The organism is Pseudomonas sp. P110(2024), assembly GCF_057480795.1.
In genome coordinates this window covers 61,725-86,906 of the sequence record NZ_JBLIYT010000006.1, presented here as the reverse complement: position 1 = coordinate 86,906, position 25,182 = coordinate 61,725, and the positions used below count along the sequence as shown (strand labels likewise).

Below are 25,182 nucleotides of genomic sequence, written 5' to 3'. Positions count from 1 at the left end.
GATTCGTAAGGACTACTCGTGAGCAAATCGCTGCAAGCCATCCGTGGCATGAACGACATCCTGCCCGACCAGTCGCCGCTGTGGCGCTATTTCGAGGGCACCGTGGCCGGCTTGCTGGACAGCTACGGCTACAGCCAGATCCGCACGCCGATCGTCGAGTTCACCGAGCTGTTCAAGCGCTCGATCGGTGAAGTCACCGATATCGTCGAGAAGGAAATGTACACCTTCGAGGACCGCAACGGCGACTCGCTCACCCTGCGCCCCGAAGGCACCGCAGCCTGCGTGCGTGCCGTGCTCGAGCACGGCATCACCGGCAACGGCCAGGTGCAGAAACTCTGGTACATCGGCCAGATGTTCCGTCACGAGCGTCCGCAGAAGGGCCGCTACCGCCAGTTCCACCAGATCGGTGTTGAGGTGTTCAACCTCGATGGCCCGGACGTCGACGCCGAACTGATCATGCTGACCTGGCGCCTGTGGGGCCTGCTGGGCATCCAGGACGCGGTCGAGCTGCAGCTCAACAGCCTGGGCACCAGCGAAGCCCGCGCCCGCTATCGCGACGCGCTGGTCGAGTTCCTCTCGGCCCGCCTCGAGCAACTGGACGAGGACAGCCAGCGCCGCCTGAAAAGCAACCCGCTGCGCATCCTCGACAGCAAGGATGCGAACACCCAGGCGGTGCTGGTCGGCGCGCCGAAGTTGGAAGACTACCTGGACGAAGAGTCCCGCGTGCACTTCGAGGGCCTGAAGGCCCGCCTCGACGCCGCCGGCATTCCGTTCGTGATCAATACCAAGCTGGTGCGTGGCCTGGACTACTACAGCAAGACCGTGTTCGAGTGGGTCACCGACAAGCTCGGCGCCCAGGGTACCGTCTGCGCCGGTGGTCGTTATGACGGCCTGGTCGAGCAGATGGGCGGCAAGCCGACCCCGGGCGTCGGTTTCGCCATGGGCATCGAGCGCCTGATCCTGCTGCTGGAGACCCTGGGCAAGGTGCCCGAGTCGATCAGCCGCACCATCGACGTCTACCTGTGCGCCTTCGGCGAGCCGGCTGAGTTGGCCGGCCTGCGCCTGAGCGAAAGCCTGCGCGATCGCCTGCCGGGCCTGCGCCTGGCGGTCAATGCCGGTGGCGGCAGCTTCAAGAGCCAGTTCAAGAAGGCCGACAAGAGCGGCGCGTTGTTCGCGCTGATTCTGGGTGACGACGAGCTCGAGAAGCAGCAGATCGGTCTGAAGCCCCTGCGTGGCCAGGGCGAACAACAGAACATTGCCTGGGATGCGCTTGCCGCGCACCTGGAAACCGCGATCGCCCAGGCGTGACGCGGTCTGACAACGAATAGGCGAATAGGAGTATTGGGGTGTCGAGTACCGATGATGAGAGCCTGGCTGCAGCCAAGGACTGGTGGAACCGCAACGGCAAGCCGCTGCTGACCGGCGCCCTGCTCGCCGGCGTGGTGGTGTTGGGCTGGCAGACCTGGCACAAGTATCAGGCCAACCAGTCCCAGGGCGCCTCGGCGCTGTACCAGGCGCTGCTGGAAACCTCGTTGACGCCTGACGGCAAGCCCGATGCGAGCAAGGTCGCCGAGCTGTCCGGCAAGCTCAAGAGCGAGTTCGGCGGCACCGCCTACGCCCAGTACGGCAGCCTGTTCGTGGCCAAGGTCGCGGTCGAAAGCGGCAAGCTGGACGATGCGGCCAGTGAGCTGAAGAGCGTGCTGGACAAGCCGGCCGACGCCACCCTCGGCGAGATCTCGCGCCAGCGTCTGGCCCGCGTGCTCGCGGCCCAGGACAAGGCTGAGGACGCGCTCAAGCTGCTCGAGGGCGATACCGACAAGGCCTTCCTGGCCAGCCGCGAAGAACTCAAGGGCGACCTGCTGGTACAGCTGGGCCGCGCCGACGACGCGCACAGCGCCTACGAAAAAGCCAAGGCCGCGCTGTCCGACGACGCCGCGATCGGTGGCCTGCAACTGAAGCTGGATGACCTGGCCAAAGGGGACGCCTGAAGTGAAGGGTTGGAAACAAGCAGCAGTGCTCACCCTCGCCGTGCTGGCGGCGGGTTGCAGCAGCAACAGCAAGAAGGAACTGCCCCCGGCCGAGCTGACCAAGTTCACCGAGGAAGTGGTGCTGAAGAAGCAGTGGAGCCGTTCGATCGGTGACGGCCAGGGCGAGACCTACAACACCCTGGTGCCGGCCATCGAGAACGACCGCATCTACGCCTCCGACGTCAACGGCGAGGTCTTCGCGCTGAACCGCATCACCGGCGACGTGGTGTGGAAGAAGGACCTCGAGCTGCCGGTATCCGGCGCGGTGGGCGTGGGCTACGGCCTGGTCATGCTGGGGACCCTCAAGGGCGAGGTCATCGCCCTGGATTCCAGCACCGGCGAGGAGCGCTGGCGCTCGCGCGTCAGCAGCGAAGTGCTGGCGCCGCCCGCCAACAACGGTGACGTGGTGGTGGTACAGACCCAGGACGACCGTCTGGTCGGCTTCGACGCCGCCACCGGCGACCGTCGCTGGATCTACGAGAACAGCCCTGCCGTGCTGACCCTGCGCGGCACCGGCGCGCCGGTGGTGACCAACCGCCTGGCCGTGGCCGGCCTGTCCACCGGCAAGGTGGTGGCGGTCGATATCAGCAACGGCGTGCCGGTGTGGGAGAGCCGCGTGGCGATTCCGCAGGGCCGTTCCGAGCTGGACCGTGTGGTGGACATCGACGGCGGCCTGCTGCTGTCCGGTGGCACCCTCTACGTCAGCACCTACCAGGGCCGCGTCGCCGGCCTGGACCTGGAAAGCGGCCGCGTGCTGTGGCAGCGCGATGCTTCCAGCTATGTGGGTGTCGCTCAAGGCTTCGGCAACGTCTACGTGAGCGAAGCGTCGGGTACCGTGCAGAGCGTCGACGAGCGTTCTTCCAGCTCGCTGTGGAGCAACGATTCGATGGCCCGCCGTCAGCTGTCGGCGCCGGAAGTGTTCTCCAGCTACGTGGCGGTGGGCGACTTCGAGGGTTACCTGCACCTGCTCAGCCAGGTCGATGGCCGCTTCGTCGGCCGTGAGCGTATCGACAGCGATGGCCTGCGCGCCCGACCCCTGGTGGTCGGCGACACCATCTACGTCTTCGGCAACAGCGGCAAGCTCGAGGCACTGACCATCCGCTGAAGCTATGCTTGAGCTCGCTCGCGGGCTCAGGCCGCGGCGCATGAAGCGCCGCCCGAACTCCGGCCGCTGCCTTGCAGCGGCCTTTGCATTTTCAAGAATTCAAGAGTGGAGAGCCGCATGGTTCCCGTAATCGCCCTGGTGGGCCGGCCGAACGTCGGTAAATCCACCATGTTCAACCGCCTGACCAAGACCCGCGACGCCATCGTCGGCGACCTGTCGGGCCTGACCCGTGACCGCCAGTACGGCGATGCCAGCTGGCAAGGTCGTTCCTACATCCTGATCGACACCGGTGGTATCACCGGTGACGAAGTGGGCATGGACGAGAAGATGGCCGAGCAGTCGCTGATGGCCATCGAGGAAGCCGACTACGTGCTGTTCCTGGTCGATGCCCGCGCCGGCATGACCGCCGCCGACCAGATGATCGCCGATCACCTGCGCAAGCGGAACAAGGAAGCGATCCTGGTCGCCAACAAGATCGACAACATCGATCCCGATATCGCCCGCGCCGAGTTCTCGCCGCTGGGCATGGGCAACGCCATCCCGGTGGCGGGCTCCCAGGGCCGCGGCATCAACGCCCTGATGGAATCGCTGCTCGGCCATATTCCCCGTGACCCCGAGGAAGAAGCCCTCGAAGAGGATGTCGCCGAAGGCGAGGAAGCCACGCGCATTCCCGGCCCGAGCGAGAAAGACGGCATCAAGATCGCCATCATCGGCCGCCCCAACGTCGGCAAGTCGACCCTGGTCAACCGCATGCTCGGCGAGGAGCGCGTGGTGGTGTACGACCAGCCGGGCACCACCCGCGACAGTATCTACATCCCGTTCGAGCGTGATGGCGAGAAGTACACCTTCATCGACACCGCTGGCGTGCGCAAGCGCGGCAAGATCCACGAGGAAGTCGAGAAGTTCTCGGTGGTGAAGACCCTGCAGGCGATCAAGGACGCCAACGTGGTGATCTTCGTCATGGACGCCCGCGAAGGCGTGGTCGACCACGACCTCAACCTGCTGGGCTTCGCCCTGGACGCCGGCCGCGCCGTGGTCATCGCCCTGAACAAGTGGGACGGCATGGAGCCGGGCGAGCGCGACTACGTGAAGACCGAGCTGGAACGCCGGCTGTTCTTCGTCGACTTCGCCGACATCCACTTCATCTCGGCGCTGCACGGCACCGGCGTGGGTCACCTGTACAAGTCGGTGCAGGCCGCGTTCAAGTCGGCGGTCACCCGCTGGCCGACCAGCCGCCTGACGCAGATCCTCGAAGACGCCATCAGCGTGCACCAGCCGCCGCTGGTCAACGGTCGCCGCATCAAGCTGCGCTATGCCCACCTTGGTGGCGCCAACCCGCCGCTGATCGTGATCCACGGCAACCAGACCGACAAGATCCCCAACTCGTACTCGCGCTACCTGGAGAACACCTACCGCCGGGTGCTCAAGCTGGTCGGCACGCCGATCCGCATCGAGTACAAGGGCGGTGACAACCCGTTCGAGGGCAAGAAGAACACCCTCACCGATCGCCAGGTCAACAAAAAGCGCCGCTTGATGTCGCACCACAAGAAGGCCGAGAAGAAGCGCCGCGACAAGCGTTAGTAACAACGCTTGCAGAACCCTCGTTGGGAGGGGCCCCGCGATGAGAGTGTTCAGGTCAGTTGACTGCCTGATCTGATCTCATCGCGGGGCAAGTCGCATCGGCGCACCGCCGCTCCCACGCTTCATTCTGCTGTTGGGTTGCAACGATTGACCCACCGCAATCCCCCTATTGTTTCAACCTTTTTCCTGACTGCTTGATCCGCTATGCTCGGACCCAACCCCGTGCCGGACAAACCCCAGGAAAGAGGGCTCCATGATCCGCAGCAAACTGCCGAACGTCGGCACGACCATCTTTACCACCATGTCGCAACTGGCCATGCAGACCGGTGCGCTCAACCTGTCCCAGGGCTTCCCTGACTTCAATGGACCCCAGGCCCTGCTCGATGCCGTTGGCCGGCATGTGGCCGCCGGGCACAACCAGTATTCGCCGATGACCGGCCTGCCAGCCCTGCGCCAGCAGGTTGCAGCCAAGATCGCCCGGCTGTATGGCGTGGCAGTGGATGCCGATCACGAGGTGACCATTACCCCGGGCGCCACCGAGGCGATCTTCTGCGCCATCCAGGCGGTGATCCACCCCGGTGACGAGGTGATCGTCTTCGACCCCAGCTACGACAGCTATGAGCCATCGGTGGAGCTGGCCGGTGGCCGCTGCGTGCATGTGCCGCTGCGCGACGGCAGCTTCAGCATCGACTGGCAGAGGTTCAGCGACGCCCTGAGTCCGCGCACGCGCATGGTCATCCTCAATTCGCCGCACAACCCTAGCGGCGCCTTGATCAGCCGCGAAGACCTGGACCAGTTGGCCGCGTTGATCGGCAACCGCGATATCTATCTGATCAGCGACGAAGTCTATGAGCACCTGATCTACGATGGCGTGCGCCACGCCAGCGTGCTGGCCCACGCGCAGCTGTACAGCAGAGCCTTCGTCATCAGCTCGTTTGGCAAGACCTATCACGTCACCGGCTGGAAAACCGGTTACGTGGTTGCGCCACCGGCGCTCAGCGCCGAATTGCGCAAGGTGCACCAGTACGTCAACTTCTGTGGCGTGACTCCCTTGCAGTGCGCCTTGGCCGACTTCATGGCCGAGCACCCCGAGCACATCGACGAGCTACCGGCCTTCTACCAGGCCAAGCGCGACCTGTTCTGCGATTTGCTGCAGGCCTCGCGCTTCACTTTCACCCGCACCCCGGGCACTTACTTCCAGCTGGTGGACTATTCGCAGATCCGCCCCGACCTGAACGATGTCGACATGGCCCTGTGGCTGACCCGTGAGCATGGCGTGGCCAGCATCCCGGTGTCGGTGTTCTACCAGCAACCCATCCCCGAGCAACGCCTGGTGCGCCTGTGCTTTGCCAAACGCGAGGAGACGCTGCGCCAGGCAGCGGAGAAACTATGCGCGATCTGAGCCAACTGCCGAACCTGAAAATCGCCCTGGTGCAGACCACCCTGGCCTGGCACGACCGCGAGGCCAACTACGCGCACTTCGAGGAGCTGATCGGCCAGGCCGGCGAGGTGGACCTGGTGGTCCTGCCGGAAATGTTCACCACCGGTTTTTCGATGGAGTCCGAAAGCCTGGCGGAGCCGGAAAACGGCCCGACCTACAAGTGGCTCAAGGCCCAGGCGAAGAAAGCCAACGCGGTGATCACCGGCAGCGTGATCATCCAGGCCGCTGACGGCAGCCACCGCAACCGCCTGCTGTGGGCACGGCCCGACGGCGAGATCCTGCACTACGACAAGCGTCACCTGTTCCGCATGGCCGGCGAGCACAAGCACTACACTCCTGGCGAGCGCCAGGTGCAGTTCGAGCTCAAGGGTTGGCGGATCCGCCCGTTGATCTGCTACGACCTGCGCTTCCCGGTGTGGAGCCGCGATGCCCAGGACACCGACCTGCTGCTGTACACCGCCAACTGGCCGGCGGCGCGGCGCCTGCACTGGAACCGCCTGCTGCCGGCGCGGGGCATCGAGAACCTGTGCTTCGTCGCGGCGGTGAACCGGGTCGGCACCGATGGCAAGGGCTTCGCCTACTCCGGCGACAGCCAGGTGTTGGACTTCCAGGGCGAGAGCCTGCTGAGCGCGGGCGAGGCCGACGGGGTGTTCACCGTGGTGTTGCGGGCGGCAGAGCTGGCCGCGTACCGGGCGCGGTTCCCGGCGAACCTGGATGCCGATACCTTCGATCTGCATTAAGGGCCAATCGCGGGGCCAGCCCGCTCCCACGGTATCGTGGGAGCGGGCTGGCCCCGCGATGCTTTCAGGCTTCAGTACACATCTCGCCGGTATCGCCCGTCCTCGATCAACTGCTGTACGACAGCCTCGCCCAGCATCCCCTGCAACGCCGCATCCACCCCTGCCGCCATGCCTTGCAGGCTGCCGCAGACATACACGCAAGCGCCATCCTCGATCCAGCGCTTGAACTCGGCGGCCTGCTGCAACAGCACGTCCTGCACATAGATCTTCTGCGCCTGGTCCCGCGAAAACGCCAGGTCCAGCCGTTGCAGGTCGCCGCTTTCCACCCAGCCCTGCAGCTCCTCGCCGCACAGCAGGTCGTGCGCCCGGTTGCGTTCGCCGAACAGCAGCCAGTTGCGTTGCTCGCCTCCAGCAATGCGGGCCTTTAGCAGGCTGCGCAGACCGGCCAGGCCGGTACCATTGCCGATCAGCACCAAGGGCGCCGATTCGACGGGCAGGTGGAAACCGCTGTTGCGACGCAGGCGCGCGCTGACGCTGCCTTCCAGCGGCAGGTATTCGGTCAGCCAGCCGGAGCCAAGGCCCAGGTTGCCATCGGCGTGGCGCTCCTGGCGCACGATCAGCTCCAGCACGCCATCGCTGGCGATGGAGGCAATCGAGTATTCACGGGCGGTGAGCGGGATCAGTGCGTCGACCAGTGCCTGGGCATGCAGGCCGATCAGGTGTTCGCGGCTGACCGGCAACTGGCGGCTGGCCAGGGCCTGCGCCAGGGTTTCCTGCAGGCCGTCGAGCTGCACCGGGCTGCCTGGGTCAAGGCCCAGGCCGGCAAGGAAGGCATCGACACGGGGCTGGCCGTTGCGTGGCAGGATTTCGATCAGGTCACCGGCCTCCCAGGTTGCGGGCGCTTCTGCCTGCAGGCCCAACAGGTACACCGGCGCCCCCTGGCTGCCGGGGTTGAGCTGATCGCGGCGTGACAGGCGCCAGTTGCCGAAGCTTGGCGGCTGCCAGGCGGCGACCGGGCGGGCGCCGGTCAGGTGCGTCAGCTCCTGTTGCCACAACCGCAGGGCGGCGGGGTCGGCGTTGTCCACCTCAACCGGGCTGAAGGCGCAGGTGGCGCCACGTTCGCCGAGCCAGGCCTGGAGTCGGCGGGCGAAGCCGCAGAAGTGCGGGTACTGGCGGTCGCCCAGGGCCAGCAGGGCGTAGTCCAGGTGATCCAGCGGCCAGGCTTGGCCGAGGACCTTGCGCTCGAAGCCACGGGCGCTGTCCGGAGCTTCGCCGTCGCCGAAGGTGCTGACCACGAACAGTGCTCGGTTGGCCTGGCGCAATTCGGTTTCGCCCAATTCGGCCAGCGGGCGTACCTGCACCGGCAAGCCGGCGGATTGAAGTTGGCCGGCGCTCTGCCAGGCCAGCTGTTCGGCGAAGCCGCTCTGGCTGGCGAAGCCGATCAACCAGCTATCTCCGTCATTGGCCTGAGGGGCCACCGCGCCACGTGCGGCGCGAACCTGACGCTTCTTGCGTCGACGGTCGAGGTACAGCAGCCAGCCGGTGACGAAGAACAGCGGCATGGTCAGGCTGGCGAGGGTGACGATGATTCGCCCCGGCAGGCCGAAGTAGCTGCCCACGTGCAGAGCGTAGACGCTCTGCAGCAACTGGGCCTTGAACGACTTGTCGGTGTAACGCTCGTGACGTTTGACCTGGCCGGTGGCCGGGTCGAGGGTGAGGGTGTTCAGGGCGCGCTCGTGGTCGGCGCCTTGCAGCAGGTAGAACAGGGTCGCCGGTTGCCCGCCGGCCGGCGGCAGGCGCAGGTTGTAGGTGGATAGGCCTGGGCCTGCGGTGGCCTTGAGATTGGTCCAGATGGCATCGTAATCGACAACAAGAGGTGGGGCGTTCTTGTCCACCCTGGTCGGGCCATGGCGACCGCCGCGACCTTCGCCACGCTTCTGCTCGCCGGCCGCGGGTTGGTCGGCCAGCAGGCGATTGAGGCCTTCGCGGTACCATTCGTAGGACCAGAACAGCCCGGTCAGGGCGAACAGCAGGTAGAACAGCAGGCACCAGGTGCCGAATACCGCGTGCAGGTCCCAGTTGAAGGCGCGGCCTTTCTTCGCCCAGTCCAGCGTCAGCCAGGCCCGCCAGTCCAGTGCCTTGCGCGGCCAGCGCAGGTACAGCCCCGAGAGGCAGAAGAAAATCAGCATCAAGGTGCAGGCGCCGGTGATCTGCCGGCCTGTGTCGCCCATGGCCAGGAACCGGTGCAGGTTGAGCATGAGGTTGAAGAAGCCCAGGCCAGCCACGTCACCCTTGAGCTCGCCGGTGTACGGGTCGGCGTAGCGCAGCGCGCCACGGCGCTCGCCGGGGGCGGGGGTAAAGAAGATTCGCGCGGCGTTGCCCTCGCGGGTATCGACCCAGAGCATGGAGACCTTGTCGCCTTGCGCGGCCTCGACCCGGCGCACCAGTTCAGCCGGCGCCAGCACGCCTTCCTGGCGGATCTCGACCTTCAGTACCTCGGCGTTGAATGCCCGCAGCAGTTCTTCCTGGAACGACCAGATCGCGCCGGTCACGCCCATCAGCGCCAGCACCAGGCCGGCGGTGATGCCAAGGAACCAGTGCAATTGGAACAGCGTCTTCTTCACCACATCGATTACCTTGTATTGCCGCCAGGGACTGCGCGGTGTGCATTATGCCTTGATACGCAAAAGCCCCGTTCAAGCGAATGAACGGGGCCTGGTGCTGCTGCATCAGAAGTGGAAGTTGGCGCTCATCAAGGCAGTGCGGCCAGCGGCCACATGGGCGTAGTGGGTCGAGAACACCTGGTCGAAGTAGCGTTTGTCCGTCAGGTTCTGCAGGTTCAGCTGCAGGTCCACATTCTTGGTCAGGCGATAGGTCGCCATGGCATCGTAGCGCCAGTAGGACGGTACTTCGACGGAGTTCGCCTCGTCACCGAAGCGGGCGTCGACGAAGGTCGCGCCAGCACCGAGGGTCAGCTGCGGCACGATGTCGTAGGTCGACCAGAAGGTGAAGTTGTTCCGCGGCGTACTCGGCATATGGTTGCCTTGGTTCGCTGCCGTGGTGGTCTTGACGATCTCGCTCTCCATGTAGGTGTAACCGCCGTAGACCTTCCACTTGCTGGTCAGGTTACCGGCGTAGGTCAGCTCCAGCCCCTGGACTCGCTGCTCACCATCGAGCACCTGGTACGTCGCATTGTCAGGGTCGGTGACCCGTGCGTTGGTCTTGTCGGTACGGAACAGTGCGGCAGCGAGCGAGAGGTTCTCGTCGAAGAAGTCCCACTTGGTGCCTATTTCGTAGTTGCGATTGCGTTCCGGATCAAGATTGCTGTTGTTGGCGGCCAGTTCCAGGCCACCGTTGCCGCTGGATTCACCCGACGGGTTGCTGGACGTCGACCAGGCCGCGTAGACGCTGCCGTTTGGCAAGGGCTTGTAGACCACACCCACTTGGTAGTTCCACAGGTGCGCATTGTTTTCACGGGAGAAGTCGCCGGCCACCGAGCCTCGACCGCCGGTGCTGTAGCCGCTGGACTTGGTCTGGTAGTCGTCGTAGCGCAGGCCGAGGTTCAGCGACCACTGTTCATTGAACGTGAGGGTGTCGAAGACATAGGCGGCGCTGGTCTTGGTGTCGGTGTCGGTGTAGGCCGGACTGTCGGTGATGGTGCCCGACCAGCTATCGTCCGGGGAGGGATCGTACAGGCTGGTGCAATCGCCGGAGGCGAGCAGCGCGGGGTTGCAGGTCGTGCCGGTTCCCGCGGCGGAGGTGATCACATAACCACGGTTGTGGGTGTCGCTGTAGGTGAACTCCAGGCCAGTGACCAGGCTGTGTTCGATGAAGCCTGTGTTGAACTTGGCACTCAGGTCGGTCTGGTTGACCCAACCCTTGGAGGTGGAGTTGCGGTTCTTGGTGGAGCGATAGACTGTGCCGTTGGCAACGTTGCCCTTGCTGTCATCAGGGTTGGTGACGATGTAGTCGAGCGTCGAGCGCGACATGCGCAAGCTGTTGGACAGTGTCAGGTTGTCGTTCAGGTCATGTTCGATGCGCAAGGTGCCACTGTCGTTGCTGGTCTTGCGATAGTCGCGACCGTTCAGGCCATAGAAGTTGTCGCGATCGACATGTGCCGGCCCGTCCACGTTGTACTTGCTGCGCGTGGCACTGCGGTTCAGCGGGATGCCGTAGTCCGGCATATCGTCGGTCTTGAGATGGTAGTAACCCACCGTGACCCGGGTATCGGTGCCCAGGCCGAAGGCAAAGGAGGGGGCAACGCCCCAGCGACTGACATCCACATCGTCACGACCGGCGACATTGGCCTCGTGCTTCATCAGGTTCAGGCGAAAGGCCGAGCTGTCGGTCAACTGCTTGTTCAGGTCCAGGGTCGTGCGCTTGGTCTGGTCGCTGCCCCAGGTGAAGCCGCCATTGTAAGCATCACCCAATTTTGCAGTCTTGGTGACCAGGTTCAGACTGCCGCCAGTGGAGCCGGCGCCGGTAAAGGCCGAACCGGGGCCTTTGCTCACTTCGACCGACTCGACGTTGAAAATTTCGCGGCTTTGCGAGGCGACATCACGCATGCCGTCGACGAACACATCGCTTTCGGCATTGAAGCCGCGGATGATCGGTCGATCACCTGCGGGGTTGCCGCCCTCGCCCGCACCGAAGGTGATGCCTGGGGTCGTGCGCAATGCGTCCACCAGGGTGGTAGCCCCGGTGTCACGGATGACCTGCTGCGGGATGACAGTGACACTCTTCGGCGTTTCACGCAGGGGAGCCGTGTACTTCTTCGAGCTGGCCGTGTCCGACTTGTAGGTGGTGGCATCCTGCGTCGCATTCACGCTGGTGGCGTCCAGCGAGATGACGGCATCCGTGCTCTGCTCGGCAGCCAGCGCCCCTTGTGAAGCGGCGGCGGTGACGGCAACGCCGATGGCGGAGGCGAGCAGACGTGGTGAACTCACAGCAGATGGCACGTGACGCATTGTTGTAGACCTTCCCCAAGGTATGAAGGCCGTGGATGTTAATGTAAGCGAATGTAAGGAACAATTGAGAAGCGTTACCATTCGCCAGAAATTTACATTCTTTACAATTTTGCCTTACGGTTTTTGCGGTCTCATCCGTCGTGCCATGAATAAAGGGGCTTGTGGTAGGTAAAAGTGAATCAATATCATTGACGCTCCTATGGTCATATCTGGTGCCGCCGCCATGCTGCTTCACATTCCCGGGCTGTTCGACGCCGATGAGATCTCGCGCATCCGCGAGGCCCTGGAGCAGGCCGACTGGGCCGACGGCAAGATCACCGCGGGGTACCAGTCGGCCAAGGCCAAACACAACCTGCAGTTGCCCGAGGGCCATGCGCTGGCCAAGGAGATTGGCAGTGCGTTGATCGAGCGGCTGTGGCGCAACCCGTTGTTCATGTCGGCGGCGCTGCCGCACAAGGTGTTCCCGCCGCTGATCAACTGTTACCGCGAAGGGGGCAATTTCGATTTCCACATCGACAACGCCCTGCGCCAGCCCAAGGGCAGCCCGGAGCGGGTGCGCACCGACCTGTCCTCGACGCTGTTCCTCAGCGATCCGGACAGCTACGACGGCGGCGAGCTGGTGATCCAGGACACCTATGGCGTGCGCGAGGTCAAGCTGGCCGCCGGCGACATGGTGCTGTACCCCGGCACCAGCCTGCACAAGGTCAACCCGGTCACCCGCGGTGCGCGCTATGCGGCGTTCTTCTGGACCCAGAGCTTGGTGCGCGAAGACAGCCAGCGCACCTTGCTGTTCGAGATGGACAACGCGGTCCGCCAGCTCACTGCCGATGTGCCCGAGCATCCGTCGCTGCTGCAACTGACCGGCACCTATCACAACCTGCTGCGCCGCTGGGCCGAGGTCTGAGCCGTGTCCTATCAGTTGCGTCGTGAGGATGTGGTGGATGTGGCCGGGTTGCAGGCGATGCTCGAACACAGCCCGGGTCAGGCCGCCCAGGCGATCCTCGCGGCGGCGGGGCAGGGGGTGGTCGAGGCGCAGTTGCTGCTCGGGCAGATTCTGCTCGATGGGCGCGGTATCGAAGAAGATGCCGGTGTGGCCCGCCGTTGGTTCGCCATCGCCGCCCAGGGCGGCAGCGCCATGGCGCACAACATGCTCGGCCGGTGCCTGGAGCACGGCTGGGGCGGCGAGGTGGATCTGGCGCAGTCGGCCATTCACTATGCCCGTGCGGCCGACGCCGGCCTGGACTGGGGGATGTACAACCTGGCCAACCTGCTGGCCACCGGGCGCGGGGTGCCGGCCGACCAGGCCCAGGCGTTGATGTGCTATGAGAAAGCCGCACAGCTGGGGCATGCCAAGTCGATGAACCTGTATGGGCGCTACCTGGAGCAGGGCATTGCCACCGCGCCAAGCCCTGCCCGGGCCGTGCGCTGGTATCGGCGTTCGGCCGAGGCCGGGGATTTTCGCGGGATGTTCAGCCTGGCGCTGGTGCTGGCCGAGCGGGGGGAGATCGGGGAGGCCGGGCCATGGCTGGATCGGGCCAGGGTCGAGGGCAACCTGAATTTCCTGCGCAGTGCGCTGGTGACGTTGCAGGGGGCGGGGCCGGCGCTGATGGCCCATGCGGCGCGCTATGCCGAAGAGATCGAACTGCGCGGTACTTGAGTATGTCCGTTCCGGTCATATCGCGGGGCAAGCCCGCTCCCACGGGTCTTCACCACAGGCGTGGGAGCGGGCTTGCCCCGCGATGGAATTGAAAACGGGGCCTTGCGGCCCCGTTGTGCATTACAGGTAGTAGGCTTTCAGCGGCGGGAAGCCGTTGAACTCCACCGCGCTGTAGCTGGTGGTGTAGGCACCGGTGGACAGCCAGTACAGGCGATCGCCGATCGCCAGGTTCAGCGGCAGGCCGTACTTGTAGTTCTCGTACATGATGTCGGCGCTGTCGCAGGTCGGGCCGGCGATCACCACTTCCTCGGTCTCGCCTTTCTTCTCGGTCCAGATCGGGAACTTGATCGCCTCGTCCATGGTTTCGATCAGGCCGGAGAACTTGCCCACGTCGGTGTAGATCCAGCGCTCGACCGCGGTGCGCGACTTGCGCGCCACCAGCACCACTTCACTGACCAGGATGCCGGCGTTGGCGATCAGCGAGCGGCCAGGCTCGAGGATGATTTCCGGCAGGTCGTCGCCGAAGTCTTCCTTGAGGAAGCGGATGATTTCCTCGGCGTAGGTCTCGAGGCTGTTGGTACGGGTGATGTAGTTGGCCGGGAAGCCACCGCCCATGTTGATCAGCTTCAGTTCGATGCCGTCTTCTTCCTTCAGGCGCTCGAAGATCACCTTGACCTTGGCGATGGCCGCGTCCCACACGCTGATGTCACGCTGCTGGGAGCCGACGTGGAAGGAGATGCCGTAAGGCACCAGGCCCAGGTCGCGGGCGAGGATCAGCAGGTCCATGGCCATGTCGGTCTGGCAGCCGAACTTGCGCGACAGCGGCCAGTCGGCGGTGGTGGAACCTTCGGTGAGGATGCGCACATAGACCTTCGAGCCCGGCGCGGCCTTGGCAATGTTGCGCAGGTCGGCTTCGGAGTCGGTGGCGTACAGGCGCACGCCTTTCTCGAAGAAGTAGCGGATGTCCTTGGACTTCTTGATGGTGTTGCCGTAGCTGATACGGTCGGGGCTCACGCCACGGCCCAGCACCTTGTCCAGCTCGTAGATCGAGGCGATGTCGAAGCTCGAGCCTTTCTCCTTGAGCAGGTCGATGATCTCGACCGCCGGGTTGGCCTTGACCGCGTAGTAGACCTTGGCGAATTCGAAACCGGCGCGCAGGTCGTCATAGGCCTGGCTGATCATCTGGGTATCGATGAGTACGAACGGGGTTTCCTGCTTGTCGGCGAACGCCTTCATCTTCTGGAAGGTGTCACGCGCAAAGTAGTCTTCGACCTGGATCGACATGCTCAAGGGCTCCATGGGCAAACTGAAAAGATAAGTGGCAGCACACTGAACGTCCTCCGTATCCCCACTTTGGTTCGCCTACTTCCCAAGGCATGTCGCCGAAAGCAAAAAGGTCAACCGTGCCGGGAAAGGGCGGCGGGTGACCTTGCTGTCTCGTCGTCAGTACTTGAGCCGGATGGATCGTTTCCAGCATGGACGTTCGGCGCGCACTTTAGGATGTGAAAACCGCAAGATCAACAGGCAGGTCCGGGGTGTTCGTCGTGTATAGACGCTCCACCGCTGCAATTACCGACCGGTGCGTGGCATGGATGTTCCGGAAAAGGCCGCAAGCGTTAAAAATTGTGGAATAGGTGGCGATCTGGTCGCGAACGGCTGAAAGCTGGGTTCTTTGCATGTTGGCTGGCTTTCGCCGAGAAAGAGCCGAAGAATCGGCAGAAGACCGTTTGTCGGAGTTGTGTGGTGAACGGGCTTTTTCCGGAGAGTGTTCATATTTATGGCCACGGTGTGACGCCCGTCATTTTTTTTGAATTCGTCATAAATTTTTTGTTACCGACACTGGAAACCACCCTTGGTCGGCTCAAGGCAGGGCCAATTGCCGTCATTTATGAGAAGCATTACTATTCGCGACCTCATCTGCCTCCCTGACGACCCCGAACGTGTCCGGACACAAAGGCTTTCTCGACCACTACCATGAGCTGATCGGCACCTGGACGCGCAAGTTGCGCAGTCGTCAGCAGGCCGAGGACCTCACCCACGACGCCTTTGTCCGGGTTCTGGAAAACCCGAGCGAGCAGGTCGAGCAGCCGCGTGCCTACCTGCACCAGACCGCCCGCAACATTGCCGTCGATGGCTTTCGCCGCGAGGACCGTCGCCAGGCACTGGAACTTGAGGCGTTCGCCGACGGCGCCGACAATGGCAGCGACCCGGAGGCCTACGTGCAAGCCCTGGAACTGGCCGACAGCGTCGAGCGAGCGTTGGCCGAGTTGCCGCTCAACTGCCGCCGGGTGTTCATCTGGCAGAAACTCGAGGGCCTGACCCAGGCCGAGATCGCCGAGCGCATGGGTTTGACCAAGAACATGGTCGAAAAGTATATGATCCGCACGCTCCGACACCTGCGTGAGCACTGTCGGCCAGATGAGTCAGGAGACCCCATTGTTCAGACAGCACGCGCCCGACCCCGTGGGTGAGCAGGCGGCCAGCTGGTTCGCCCGGGCCCAGGAGGCGCCGCATGACAGCGCCATGCAGCAGGCCTTGCAGGCCTGGCTGGCGGAGCACCCACGTCATCGCGAGGAGTATCAGCGCCTGGTACAGCTGTGGCGCGCCGCCGATTTCATCCCCCGACAACGCCTCGAAGCGCTGTGCCAGCCCGAGCCGGCGCGCCCGCTTGCGCGCCGCCACCTGCTGCGCCAGGCCTTGGCGGCCGGTGTAGCAGTGGCCGCGCTGGGGCTGGGCTGGACAGGTTGGCAGTACCAGCAGCTCAACCATCAGGACACGTTGAGCACGGCCCATGGCGAGCGGCGTCAGGTTGAACTGCCGGACGGATCAAAGCTGGAACTCAACAGTGCCACCCAGGTGCAGGTGATGTTCTCTGCGGGGCGTCGCCATGTGCGCCTGGAGGCGGGCGAGGCGATGTTCATCGTCGCCCACGACAGTGGCCGGCCATTCGTGGTGAGCACCGCCCAGGGTGAAGTCACCGTCACCGGCACCCGCTTCGATGTGCGCCAGGACTTGAGCAGCACCCGCGTGGCGGTGGAACAGGGTTCGGTGAAGGTGCAGGGCGCGGCCGAGTCGCTGGCGCTGCTCGGCGCCGGCCAGGGGTCGCACATCGACGCCCAGGGCAAGGTCGCCGCGCCCTATGCCGTCGACGCCAATGCCGTGACCGCCTGGCGCCAGGGCAAGCTGGTGTTCGACAACGCGCCGCTGAGCGAGGTGGTGGTGGAAGTCTCCCGTTACCGCGCCCAGCCGCTGCATGTGGCACCCGGCAAGGCCGCCGCGCTGCGGCTGTCGAGCACCTTTAGCACCGACGATCCGGACGCACTGTTGCGCGCACTGCCGAGCATCCTGCCGGTGCAGGTGAAGACCCGTCCGGATGGCTCCAGCGAAATTATTTTGAAATAAATTCAGGTTTTTTTCCGTTCGTTCGTCTTCCCCGCCAGCTGCAACTGCCAAGCATTTCCATTTGCATGCGGTTGGCGTTTATCCCGACTCTCAGGACCCCTCGAAGACGTGAACAACAATAAGCCCCTTCTCCAGCTGCGCCGCCTGGCGCTGGCCCTGGCGGTCAGCGCCGCCGGCACCAGCTACGCCGACAGCATCCAGATCCAGGCCCAGCCATTGGCGGGCGCACTCAAGCAACTGGGTCAGCAGACCCACCTGCAGCTGTTCTTCAGCCCCGAACTGGTGGACGGCAAGCAGGCCCCGGCGGTGTCCGGCAACCTGGCGCCGGAGCAGGCCCTGCAGCAACTGCTGCAAGGCAGCGGGCTGACCTTCGAGCAGTCCGCGGACACCGTGGTGGTCAAGCCGGTCCAGGCCGCCGGCACCCTGACCACCGGCAGCCTGGAGCTGGCGCCCACCGATGTGAAAGTGGTTGGTGACTGGCTGGGCGACGCCCAGCAGAGCGTGGTGCAGAATCATCCCGGTGCTCGTACCGTGGTGCGTCGCGAAGCGATGGTGGAGAAGGGCACGATGAACGTGCGCGATGCCCTGCGCGGCATCCCCGGCGTGCAGGTGCAGGACTCCAACGGCACCGGCGGCAGCGACCTGTCGCTGAACGTCGGCGTGCGTGGTCTTACCTCGCGCCTGTCGCCGCGCTCGACCGTGCTGATCGACGGCATCCCGGCGGCCTTCGCCCCTTACGGCCAGCCGCAGCTGTCGATGGCGCCGATCTCCTCGGGCAACCTCGACAGCATCGACGTGGTGCGCGGCGCCGGTTCCGTGCGCTATGGCCCGCAGAACGTCGGCGGGGTGATCAACTTCGTGACCCGGGCGATTCCCGAGAAGGCCTCCGGCGAGTTGTCCACCACCCTGGAGACTTCCCGCCATGGCGGCTGGAAGCACACCGAGTCGGCCTTCGTCGGCGGCACCGCCGACAACGGCATGGGCGTGGCGTTGCTGTATACCGGTGTGAACGGCGACGGCTACCGCAGCAGCAACAACGACAACGATATCGACGACGTGATGCTCAAGACTCACTGGGCGCCGACCGATGTCGACGAGTTCTGGCTCAACTTCCACTACTACGACGGCCGTGCCGACATGCCCGGTGGCCTGACCCAGGCCCAGTACGACCACGATCCCTTCCAGTCGGTGCGCGACTACGACTATTTCAGTGGCCGGCGCAAGGACGTGTCGTTCAAGTGGCTGCGGCAGATCGACGACGCCACCCAGTTCGAGGTGCTGACCTACTACACCGACAGCTTCCGGGGCAGCGCCATCGCCGCGCGCGACATGAAGACCCTGTCGTCGTACCCGCGCAACTACCACACCTTCGCCATCGAGCCACGCCTGTCGCGGATCTTCTTCGTCGGCCCGACCACCCAGGAAGTCAGCGTCGGGTATCGCTACTTGAAGGAAGCCATGCGCGAGCAGTCCACGCGCCTGGCCCTGGTCGACAACGTGCCCACTGTCACCCCGACCTCCGACGGTCATGTGTTCCAGGACCGCAGCGGCGGCACCGAGGCCAGCGCCTATTACATCGATGACAAGATCGACGTCGGCAACTGGACCATCACCCCGGGCATCCGCTTCGAGCACATCAACACCGACTGGCGTGATCGCCCGGTGCTGGACGCCAACTACCGCCCGGTGCCGGAGAAGAACCGCAGCATCACCAGCAACGAACCGCTGCCGGCGTTGAGCGTGATGTACCACCTGTCCGACGCCTGGAAGCTGTTCGCCAACTACGAGACCTCGTTTGGCAGCCTGCAGTACTTCCAGCTGGGCCAGGGCGGTACCGGCAACAACACGGCCAACGGCCTGGAGCCGGAGAAGGCCAAGACCTACGAAGTGGGTACGCGCTATGACAACGGCGGCTTTGCCGGTGAGTTGACCGCGTTCTACATCGACTTCGACGACGAGCTGCAGTACATCAGCAACGACATCGGCTGGACCAACCTGGGGGCGACCAAGCACCAGGGCATCGAGGCCTCGGTGCGCTACGACCTGGCCGGTCTCGACCCGCGGCTGGAAGGCCTGTCGGTCAATGGTGGCTACACCTACACTCGCGCCACCTATGAAGGTGATATCCCCGGCTTCAAGGGCCGCGACCTGCCGTTCTACTCGCGCCAGGTGGCCACCGCCGGGCTGCGTTACGCCGTCAACCGCTGGACCTGGAACCTGGACGCGTACGCCCAATCCAAGCAGCGCGCGCCGGGAACCGGGATGAATCCCAACGGCAGCTTCAACGGCAACTACATCACCGAGCCGAGTGCCGACGGGCAGTATGGCGATATTCCGGGGTACGTGACCTGGCATGCCCGTGGCGGCTATGACTTCGGGCCGCAGCTGTCGAACCTGAAGCTGGCGGCGGGGGTGAAGAACCTCTTCGACAAGCAGTACTTCACGCGTTCCAGCGACAACAATGCCGGGATCTATGTGGGGGAGCCGCGCACGTTCTATGTGCAGGCCAGTGTAGGGTTCTGATCCGAGATTGCCGGGGCCGCTGCGCGCCCCATCGCGAAACAAGGCCGCTCCCACAGGTACTGCGCCGGCCTGGAGGCTGATGCTATACCTGTGAGAGCGGCCTTGTGTCGCGATGGGGCGCAAAGCGCCCCCGGCTATCCATCAGGAGACTACTGCCTCCGCCGGCGACACGATACTGGTCTTACCGCCCCGCGACCTGCCCGAGCTCAGGTACGCCGCAATCGACTCCTGCGTCACCTCCCCCAGGAACACGCCTTCGCTATCCAGCACCGGCAACCACGCCCGATTGAACTCGTACATCCGCGACAGCAGGATGCGCAGGTGCTCGTCATGCGCCGCCGTGGCGTTGAACGGTCGCAGGAAATCCCCGCACGTCCCGTGCTGGCGGTGCATGTCGCGCCGGCGCACATAGCCCAGCGCCTTGTTCGCGGCATCTGTCACCACTGCATAACGGCGATCGTGCTCATCCAGCAGTTCCAGCGCCTCGCTCACCGACGTTTCCGGGCTCAACGCTGGCGCGTTGTCCGCCGCATCCTCGGCGCGCACCAGCAGCAGGCGTTTCAGGGTACTGTCCTGGCCGACGAAGTTACTGACGAAATCGTCCACCGGATGGGCCAGCAAGGTGTCCGGGTGATCCAACTGCAGCAACTTGCCGGCGCGGAAGATGGCGATCTTGTCGCCCAGCTTGATGGCCTCGTCGATGTCATGGCTGACCATGATCACCGTCTTGTTCAGCGCCCGCTGCATCTCGAAGAACTCGTTCTGGATCATCTCGCGGTTGATCGGGTCGACCGCGCCGAACGGCTCGTCCATCAGCAGCACCGGCGCCTCGGCGGCCAGGGCGCGGATCACGCCGATGCGCTGCTGCTGGCCGCCGGAGAGCTCGCGCGGGTAGCGCTGCAGGTACTGCTTGGGCTCGAGCTTGATCATGTGCATCAGCTCGCGAGCGCGGTCGTGGCATTTCTGCTTGTCCCAGCCGAGCAGGCGCGGGACCACGGTGATGTTCTCCTCGATGGTCATGTTGGGGAACAGTCCGATCTGCTGGATCACATAGCCGATATGACGACGCAGGGTTACCTCGTCCAGCGCGCTGGTGTCTTCGCCGTTGATGAACACCTGGCCCGAGGTCGGGGTGATCAGGCGGTTGATCATCTTCAGCGTGGTGCTCTTGCCGCAGCCCGAGGGGCCGAGGAACACGCAGATTTCGCCCTCGTTGACGGTGAGGCTTACCGCGTCGACGGCTTTGACGTCCTTGCCGTTGACGTTGAAGGTCTTGCTGAGGTTCTTCAGTTCGATCATGGGCGCAGTCCTTCCGGAGTCAGGGCACGTTGCAGGGTTTGCAGGAGCAGGTCGGCGATGATCGCCAGCAGGCTGACCAGCACGGCGCCGACCAGCAGCATCGACATGTCGCTGCGGCTGATGGCGGTGAGGATGAGCACGCCCAGGCCACCGGCGCCGATGGTCGCGGCGATGGTCATCACGCCGATGTTCATCACCACGGCGGTGCGCACGCCGGCCAGGATCACCGGCACGGCGATGGGCAGCTCGACCATGCGCAGGCGCTGGCCGAAGGTCATGCCGATGCCGCGGGCCGCCTCGCGGATGCCCGGTTCGACGTTGGTCAGGGCCAGGTAGGTGTTGCGCAGGATCGGCAGCAGTGAATAAAGGAACACGGCGGTGATCGCCGGCAACGGCCCCAGGCCCTGGCCGAACTTCGAGTAGAACGGCAGCAGCAGACCGAACAGGGCGATCGAGGGGATGGTCAGCAGCACCGTGGCGCTGGCCTGCAGGGGGCCGGCGAACACCGGGAAGCGGGTCATCAGGATGCCCAGCGGCACGCCGACGACGATGGCCAGGCCCACGGCGATGCCAACCAGGGTGATGTGCTGCCCGGTCAGTTGCAGGACTTGCGCCCAGTCGAGATGGGCAAAGGTGTCGAGCAGGTTCATGGTTGTACCTCGCCGAGGGAGTGCTCACGCAGGAACGCCGCGGCGACCACGGTCGGGCTCTGGTGCTCGACATCGACCTGGGCGTTGAGCTTGCGCATGGTCTGGTCGTCGAGCTGACTGGCCAGCGGCTCGAGCAGGGTGGCCAGCTGCGGGTGGGCGTCGAGTACTGCCTTGCGCAGCACGGGCGCCGCGGTGTAGTCGGGGAAGTAGTGCTTGTCGTCTTCCAGCAGCTTGAGGTCGAAGGCGTCCAGGCGCCCGTCGGTGGTATAGACCAGGCCGGCGAACACTTGGTTGTTGCGCATCGCGGTGTAGACCAGGCCGCCATCCATCTGGCGGATGTTGCGCCGGTCCAGGGGCAGGCCGTACATCTCGCGCAGGCCAACCAGGCCATCGGGGCGGTTGGCGAACTCGGTGTCCAGGGCCACCAGGTGGTGACGGTCGGGCTCGTCACGCAACACGTGGTTGAGATCGCTGATGGTGTTGACCTGCGGGTAGGCCGCGGCGACCTCCCTGGGCAGTCCCAGGGCATAGGTGTTGCTGAATTTCGACGGAGTCAGCCAGACCAGTCCTTTCTTCGCATCGAGTGCCTTGACCCGGGCGTAGGTGGCTGCGGCGCTGGGCATGCGCTCGTCGATATGGTTGTAGGACACCAGCGAGACGCCGGTGTATTCCCACATCAGGTCGAGCTGGCCGGTTTCCTGGGCCTGGCGGGCGATGTTGCTGCCAAGGCCGGCGGTCACCCGTACATCGAAGCCGTTGGCACGCAGGTACTGGGCGGTGATTTCGGCGAGCACGGTCTGTTCGGTGAACACCCGCGCGCCGATGCGGATCAGCGGTTTTTCCGCCGCCTGGGCAAAGCCTGCGCATAGCAGGGCCGCGCCCAGCAACAGGGCGATTGTCTTCTTCATGGTTTCCCTCTCGTTAACGGGCCAGGCCACGTTCCAGCCAGCGCTTGCTGGAGAAACTCACCAGCGCGTCGAGCGCCAGGGCCAGCAGCGCGGTGCACGCGGCACCCAGCAACAGCTGCGGCTGGTTGTTCAGGGCGATGCCGGGGAAGATCAGGCTGCCCAGGCTGTTGGCGCCGATCAGGAATGCCAGCGGCGCGGTACCCACGTTCAGCGCCAGGGCCACGCGCACCCCGCCGACGATGATCGGCACGGCATTGGGCAGTTCCACCTGCCACAGCTGCTGGCGCGGGGTCATGCCGATACCGGTGGCGGCTTCCTTGAGCGAGGCGGGGACGTTTTTCAGGCCCTCGTAGGTATTGCGCACGATGGGCAGCAGGGAGGCGAGGAACAGCGCGAAGATCGCGGGACCTGCGCCGATGCCCAGGATGCTCAGGGCGATGGCCAGGACGGCCAGGGGAGGAATGGTGTTGCCAACGTTGAAAAACTGCATGAAGCGCTCGGCCTTGTCGACCCGGTGCGGTCGACTCAAGGCAATGCCGGCGGGGATGCCCACGGCCAGCGCCGCCGCCATCGAAGCCAGCACCAGAACCAGGTGCGCTTGCAGGTAGAACCCAAGATCGTCGCGGTAGCGGGCGATCGTGTCGATGCCGATCCAGTGGACCAGCAGGGCCAGGATGACGAGCACGGCGGCCCATCCCAACAGCCCTTTTCCGTAGCGTGCAGCCACAGGCGGACTCCTTTTTTATAGTCGGCGATCACACCCCCGTGCGGCCGGCCATTCCTGGCGGCGGGCAGCGTGGTCGCGAGCAGCAGCCCGATGCGCGGCATCAGGCCATGAGCCGAACCCCGTCGGGCTCGTGAAGCAGGTGAAACCAGCCCTGAACCAAAGCGGGTTGCAGGGGAGTGGACGTCTCCGTGGAGGGAAAGGTTCCCATCTTGGGCGGCATTTGGCCAGTGTTAATAACTGGTTGCTTGTAAACATGACGAGAAAAAACGGCGTATTTAAGTTCTGAAGGCGTTGAAGTAACTGTCCTGTGGCCATTTGTCGTGATAAAGCGATTGTCCGGTAGATTGGTTGTGCTTGTTCCGGTCCTTTCGCGGGCAAGCCCGGTCCCACGCGTGCCCGTTCGGGGGGCGCCTTTCGTATCTTCGGTTTTGGCCCGCGCCCCGACTTCAGGTATGATATCGCCCCTTTTTGAATCCCCAGTCAGGCGATTTCCCATGACCAACCAGGCCGCCGAAGTCGCGAAGCGCCGCACTTTCGCAATCATTTCCCACCCCGACGCCGGTAAGACCACCATCACCGAGAAGCTCCTGCTGATGGGCAAGGCGATCTCCGTCGCGGGTACCGTGAAGTCGCGCAAGTCCGACCGCCACGCCACCTCCGACTGGATGGAAATGGAGAAGCAGCGCGGCATCTCCATCACCACCTCGGTGATGCAGTTCCCTTACCGCGAGCACATGATCAACCTGCTCGACACCCCCGGCCACGAGGACTTCTCGGAAGATACCTACCGCACCCTGACCGCGGTGGACTCGGCGCTCATGGTGCTCGACGGTGGTAAGGGTGTAGAGCCGCGTACCATCGCCCTGATGGACGTCTGCCGCCTGCGCGACACGCCGATCGTCAGCTTCATCAACAAACTCGACCGTGACATCCGTGACCCGATCGAACTGCTCGACGAGATCGAGGCAGTCCTGAAGATCAAGGCCGCGCCAATTACCTGGCCGATCGGTTGCTACCGCGACTTCAAGGGCGTGTACCACCTCACCGGCGACTACATCGTCGTCTACACCCCGGGCCACGGCCACGAGCGCACCGAAGCCAAGATCATCCAGAACCTGGACTCCGACGAGGCCCGCGCGCACCTCGGTGACCAGTACGATTCGTTCGTCGAGCAACTGGAACTGGTGCAGGGTGCCTGCCACGAGTTCAACCAGGACGAGTTCATCAACGGCCAGCTGACCCCGGTGTTCTTCGGTACCGCCCTGGGCAACTTCGGTGTCGACCATGTGCTCGACGCGGTCGTCGACTGGGCGCCACGCCCGCTGGGCCGGGTGGCCCACGAGCGTACCGTTGAGCCCGTGGAAGAGAAGTTCACCGGTTTCGTGTTCAAGATCCAGGCGAACATGGACCCGAAACATCGCGACCGCATCGCGTTCATGCGTATCTGCTCGGGCAAGTACGAGAAGGGCATGAAGATGCGCCATGTGCGGATCAACAAGGACCTGCGCATCGGCGATGCGCTGACCTTCTTCTCCTCCGAGCGTGAGCAGCTGGAAGAGGCCTATGCCGGCGACATCATCGGCCTGCACAATCACGGCACCATCCAGATCGGCGACACCTTCACCGAAGGCGAGGCCCTGGGCTTCACCGGTATCCCGCACTTCGCCCCGGAGCTGTTCCGCCGCGTGCGCCTGAAGGACCCGCTGAAATCCAAGCAGCTGCGCCAGGGCCTGCAGCAACTGGCCGAAGAGGGCGCGACGCAGGTGTTCTTCCCCGAACGCAGCAACGACATCATCCTTGGCGCGGTCGGTGTGCTGCAGTTCGACGTGGTCGCCAGCCGTCTGAAGGAAGAGTACAAGGTCGAGTGCGCCTACGAGCCGATCACCGTCTGGTCGGCGCGCTGGATCAGCTGCGACGACAAGAAGAAGCTCGAGGAATTCCAGAACAAGGCCATGGAGAACCTGGCCATCGACGGCGGCGGTCACCTGACCTACCTGGCCCCGACCCGGGTCAACCTGTCGCTGATGGAAGAGCGCTGGCCGGACATCAAGTTCCGCGCTACTCGCGAGCATCACTGATCGTACAGGCCTACATCTGATCCTGTAGCAGCGGCCTTGCCGACGCCTCGGCAAGGCTGCTCCTGCAGGGGCTGCGT

The 25,182-nt window shown here is 64.3% G+C and carries 19 protein-coding genes; 12 read left to right on the top strand and 7 right to left on the bottom strand.

Annotation, left to right across the window (positions count from 1 at the left end):
• Nucleotides 1–18 precede the first annotated feature (18 nt).
• The 6 genes from hisS to AC25ND_RS10965 all read left to right on the top strand — a co-directional run bounded on the left by hisS (nt 19) and on the right by AC25ND_RS10965 (nt 6,894).
• Complete coding sequence (hisS, locus tag AC25ND_RS10990; protein WP_028689598.1) at nt 19–1,308, top strand: histidine--tRNA ligase; 1,290 nt, start codon at nt 19–21, stop codon at nt 1,306–1,308.
• A gap of 38 nt (nt 1,309–1,346) precedes the next feature.
• Complete coding sequence (locus AC25ND_RS10985; protein ID WP_028689599.1) at nt 1,347–1,988, top strand: tetratricopeptide repeat protein; 642 nt, start codon at nt 1,347–1,349, stop codon at nt 1,986–1,988.
• Nucleotides 1,963–3,132: an outer membrane protein assembly factor BamB gene (gene bamB / locus AC25ND_RS10980; protein WP_088852385.1), complete on the top strand. Its 1,170-nt coding sequence runs from the start codon at nt 1,963–1,965 to the stop codon at nt 3,130–3,132. The genes AC25ND_RS10985 and bamB overlap by 26 nt, the downstream gene beginning before the upstream one ends.
• Nucleotides 3,133–3,249: 117 nt before the next feature.
• Nucleotides 3,250–4,713: a ribosome biogenesis GTPase Der gene (gene der / locus AC25ND_RS10975; RefSeq protein ID WP_028689601.1), complete on the top strand. Its 1,464-nt coding sequence runs from the start codon at nt 3,250–3,252 to the stop codon at nt 4,711–4,713.
• 253 nt (nt 4,714–4,966) lie between these two features.
• On the top strand, nt 4,967–6,115 hold the full coding sequence (locus AC25ND_RS10970) for a pyridoxal phosphate-dependent aminotransferase (RefSeq protein WP_028689602.1): 1,149 nt from the start codon (nt 4,967–4,969) through the stop codon (nt 6,113–6,115).
• Nucleotides 6,103–6,894: an amidohydrolase gene (locus AC25ND_RS10965; RefSeq protein WP_050704052.1), complete on the top strand. Its 792-nt coding sequence runs from the start codon at nt 6,103–6,105 to the stop codon at nt 6,892–6,894. Before AC25ND_RS10970 ends, AC25ND_RS10965 begins: the two co-directional genes overlap by 13 nt.
• A 71-nt stretch (nt 6,895–6,965) precedes the next feature.
• Here AC25ND_RS10965 and AC25ND_RS10960 read toward each other — a convergent pair whose 3' ends face one another.
• Both AC25ND_RS10960 and AC25ND_RS10955 read right to left on the bottom strand, forming a co-directional pair.
• Nucleotides 6,966–9,521, bottom strand: coding sequence for a PepSY domain-containing protein (locus tag AC25ND_RS10960; protein ID WP_486976303.1), 2,556 nt, complete (start codon nt 9,519–9,521; stop codon nt 6,966–6,968).
• Between the two features lie 102 nt (nt 9,522–9,623).
• Nucleotides 9,624–11,861, bottom strand: a complete 2,238-nt coding sequence (locus AC25ND_RS10955) for a TonB-dependent receptor (RefSeq protein WP_486976302.1) — start codon at nt 11,859–11,861, stop codon at nt 9,624–9,626.
• A gap of 223 nt (nt 11,862–12,084) precedes the next feature.
• On the opposite strand from AC25ND_RS10955, the gene AC25ND_RS10950 reads away from it, so the two are divergent.
• Complete coding sequence (locus AC25ND_RS10950; protein ID WP_028689606.1) at nt 12,085–12,765, top strand: Fe2+-dependent dioxygenase; 681 nt, start codon at nt 12,085–12,087, stop codon at nt 12,763–12,765.
• A 3-nt stretch (nt 12,766–12,768) separates the two neighbouring features.
• Complete coding sequence (locus AC25ND_RS10945; RefSeq protein WP_186594406.1) at nt 12,769–13,518, top strand: SEL1-like repeat protein; 750 nt, start codon at nt 12,769–12,771, stop codon at nt 13,516–13,518.
• 120 nt (nt 13,519–13,638) lie between these two features.
• Here AC25ND_RS10945 and AC25ND_RS10940 read toward each other — a convergent pair whose 3' ends face one another.
• Nucleotides 13,639–14,802 carry a type III PLP-dependent enzyme gene (locus AC25ND_RS10940; RefSeq protein WP_028689608.1) on the bottom strand — a complete coding sequence of 388 codons (1,164 nt, stop codon included), beginning with the start codon at nt 14,800–14,802 and terminating at the stop codon, nt 13,639–13,641.
• Between the two features lie 656 nt (nt 14,803–15,458).
• Here AC25ND_RS10940 and AC25ND_RS10935 point away from each other — a divergent pair.
• The 3 genes from AC25ND_RS10935 (at nt 15,459) to AC25ND_RS10925 (ending at nt 19,443) form a co-directional block, all read left to right on the top strand.
• Nucleotides 15,459–15,989 (top strand): sigma-70 family RNA polymerase sigma factor, encoded by a 531-nt coding sequence (locus AC25ND_RS10935; protein WP_069015835.1) that lies wholly within the window; start codon nt 15,459–15,461, stop codon nt 15,987–15,989.
• Nucleotides 15,937–16,920 (top strand): FecR family protein, encoded by a 984-nt coding sequence (locus tag AC25ND_RS10930; protein WP_241411716.1) that lies wholly within the window; start codon nt 15,937–15,939, stop codon nt 16,918–16,920. The genes AC25ND_RS10935 and AC25ND_RS10930 overlap by 53 nt, the downstream gene beginning before the upstream one ends.
• Nucleotides 16,921–17,028: 108 nt before the next feature.
• Nucleotides 17,029–19,443: a TonB-dependent siderophore receptor gene (locus AC25ND_RS10925; RefSeq protein ID WP_069015837.1), complete on the top strand. Its 2,415-nt coding sequence runs from the start codon at nt 17,029–17,031 to the stop codon at nt 19,441–19,443.
• 141 nt (nt 19,444–19,584) lie between these two features.
• Here AC25ND_RS10925 and AC25ND_RS10920 read toward each other — a convergent pair whose 3' ends face one another.
• From AC25ND_RS10920 to AC25ND_RS10905, 4 genes are read right to left on the bottom strand one after another with little or no spacing between them, the layout of a single operon-like run.
• Nucleotides 19,585–20,742, bottom strand: coding sequence for an osmoprotectant ABC transporter ATP-binding protein OsmV (locus tag AC25ND_RS10920; protein ID WP_236247768.1), 1,158 nt, complete (start codon nt 20,740–20,742; stop codon nt 19,585–19,587).
• Nucleotides 20,739–21,392, bottom strand: coding sequence for an ABC transporter permease (locus AC25ND_RS10915; protein ID WP_011532365.1), 654 nt, complete (start codon nt 21,390–21,392; stop codon nt 20,739–20,741). Before AC25ND_RS10915 ends, AC25ND_RS10920 begins: the two co-directional genes overlap by 4 nt.
• The gene (locus AC25ND_RS10910) at nt 21,389–22,300 is read right to left on the bottom strand and encodes a glycine betaine ABC transporter substrate-binding protein (protein WP_088852381.1); all 912 of its coding nucleotides are present in this window, start codon (nt 22,298–22,300) and stop codon (nt 21,389–21,391) included. The genes AC25ND_RS10915 and AC25ND_RS10910 overlap by 4 nt, the downstream gene beginning before the upstream one ends.
• A gap of 13 nt (nt 22,301–22,313) precedes the next feature.
• Entirely contained in the window at nt 22,314–23,027 is a 714-nt protein-coding gene (locus tag AC25ND_RS10905) for an ABC transporter permease (protein ID WP_028689613.1), read from the bottom strand.
• A 494-nt stretch (nt 23,028–23,521) separates the two neighbouring features.
• Between AC25ND_RS10905 and AC25ND_RS10900 the strand changes: the two genes are divergently transcribed.
• Nucleotides 23,522–25,105 (top strand): peptide chain release factor 3, encoded by a 1,584-nt coding sequence (locus tag AC25ND_RS10900; protein ID WP_028689614.1) that lies wholly within the window; start codon nt 23,522–23,524, stop codon nt 25,103–25,105.
• The last annotated feature ends 77 nt before the right edge of the window (nt 25,106–25,182 follow it).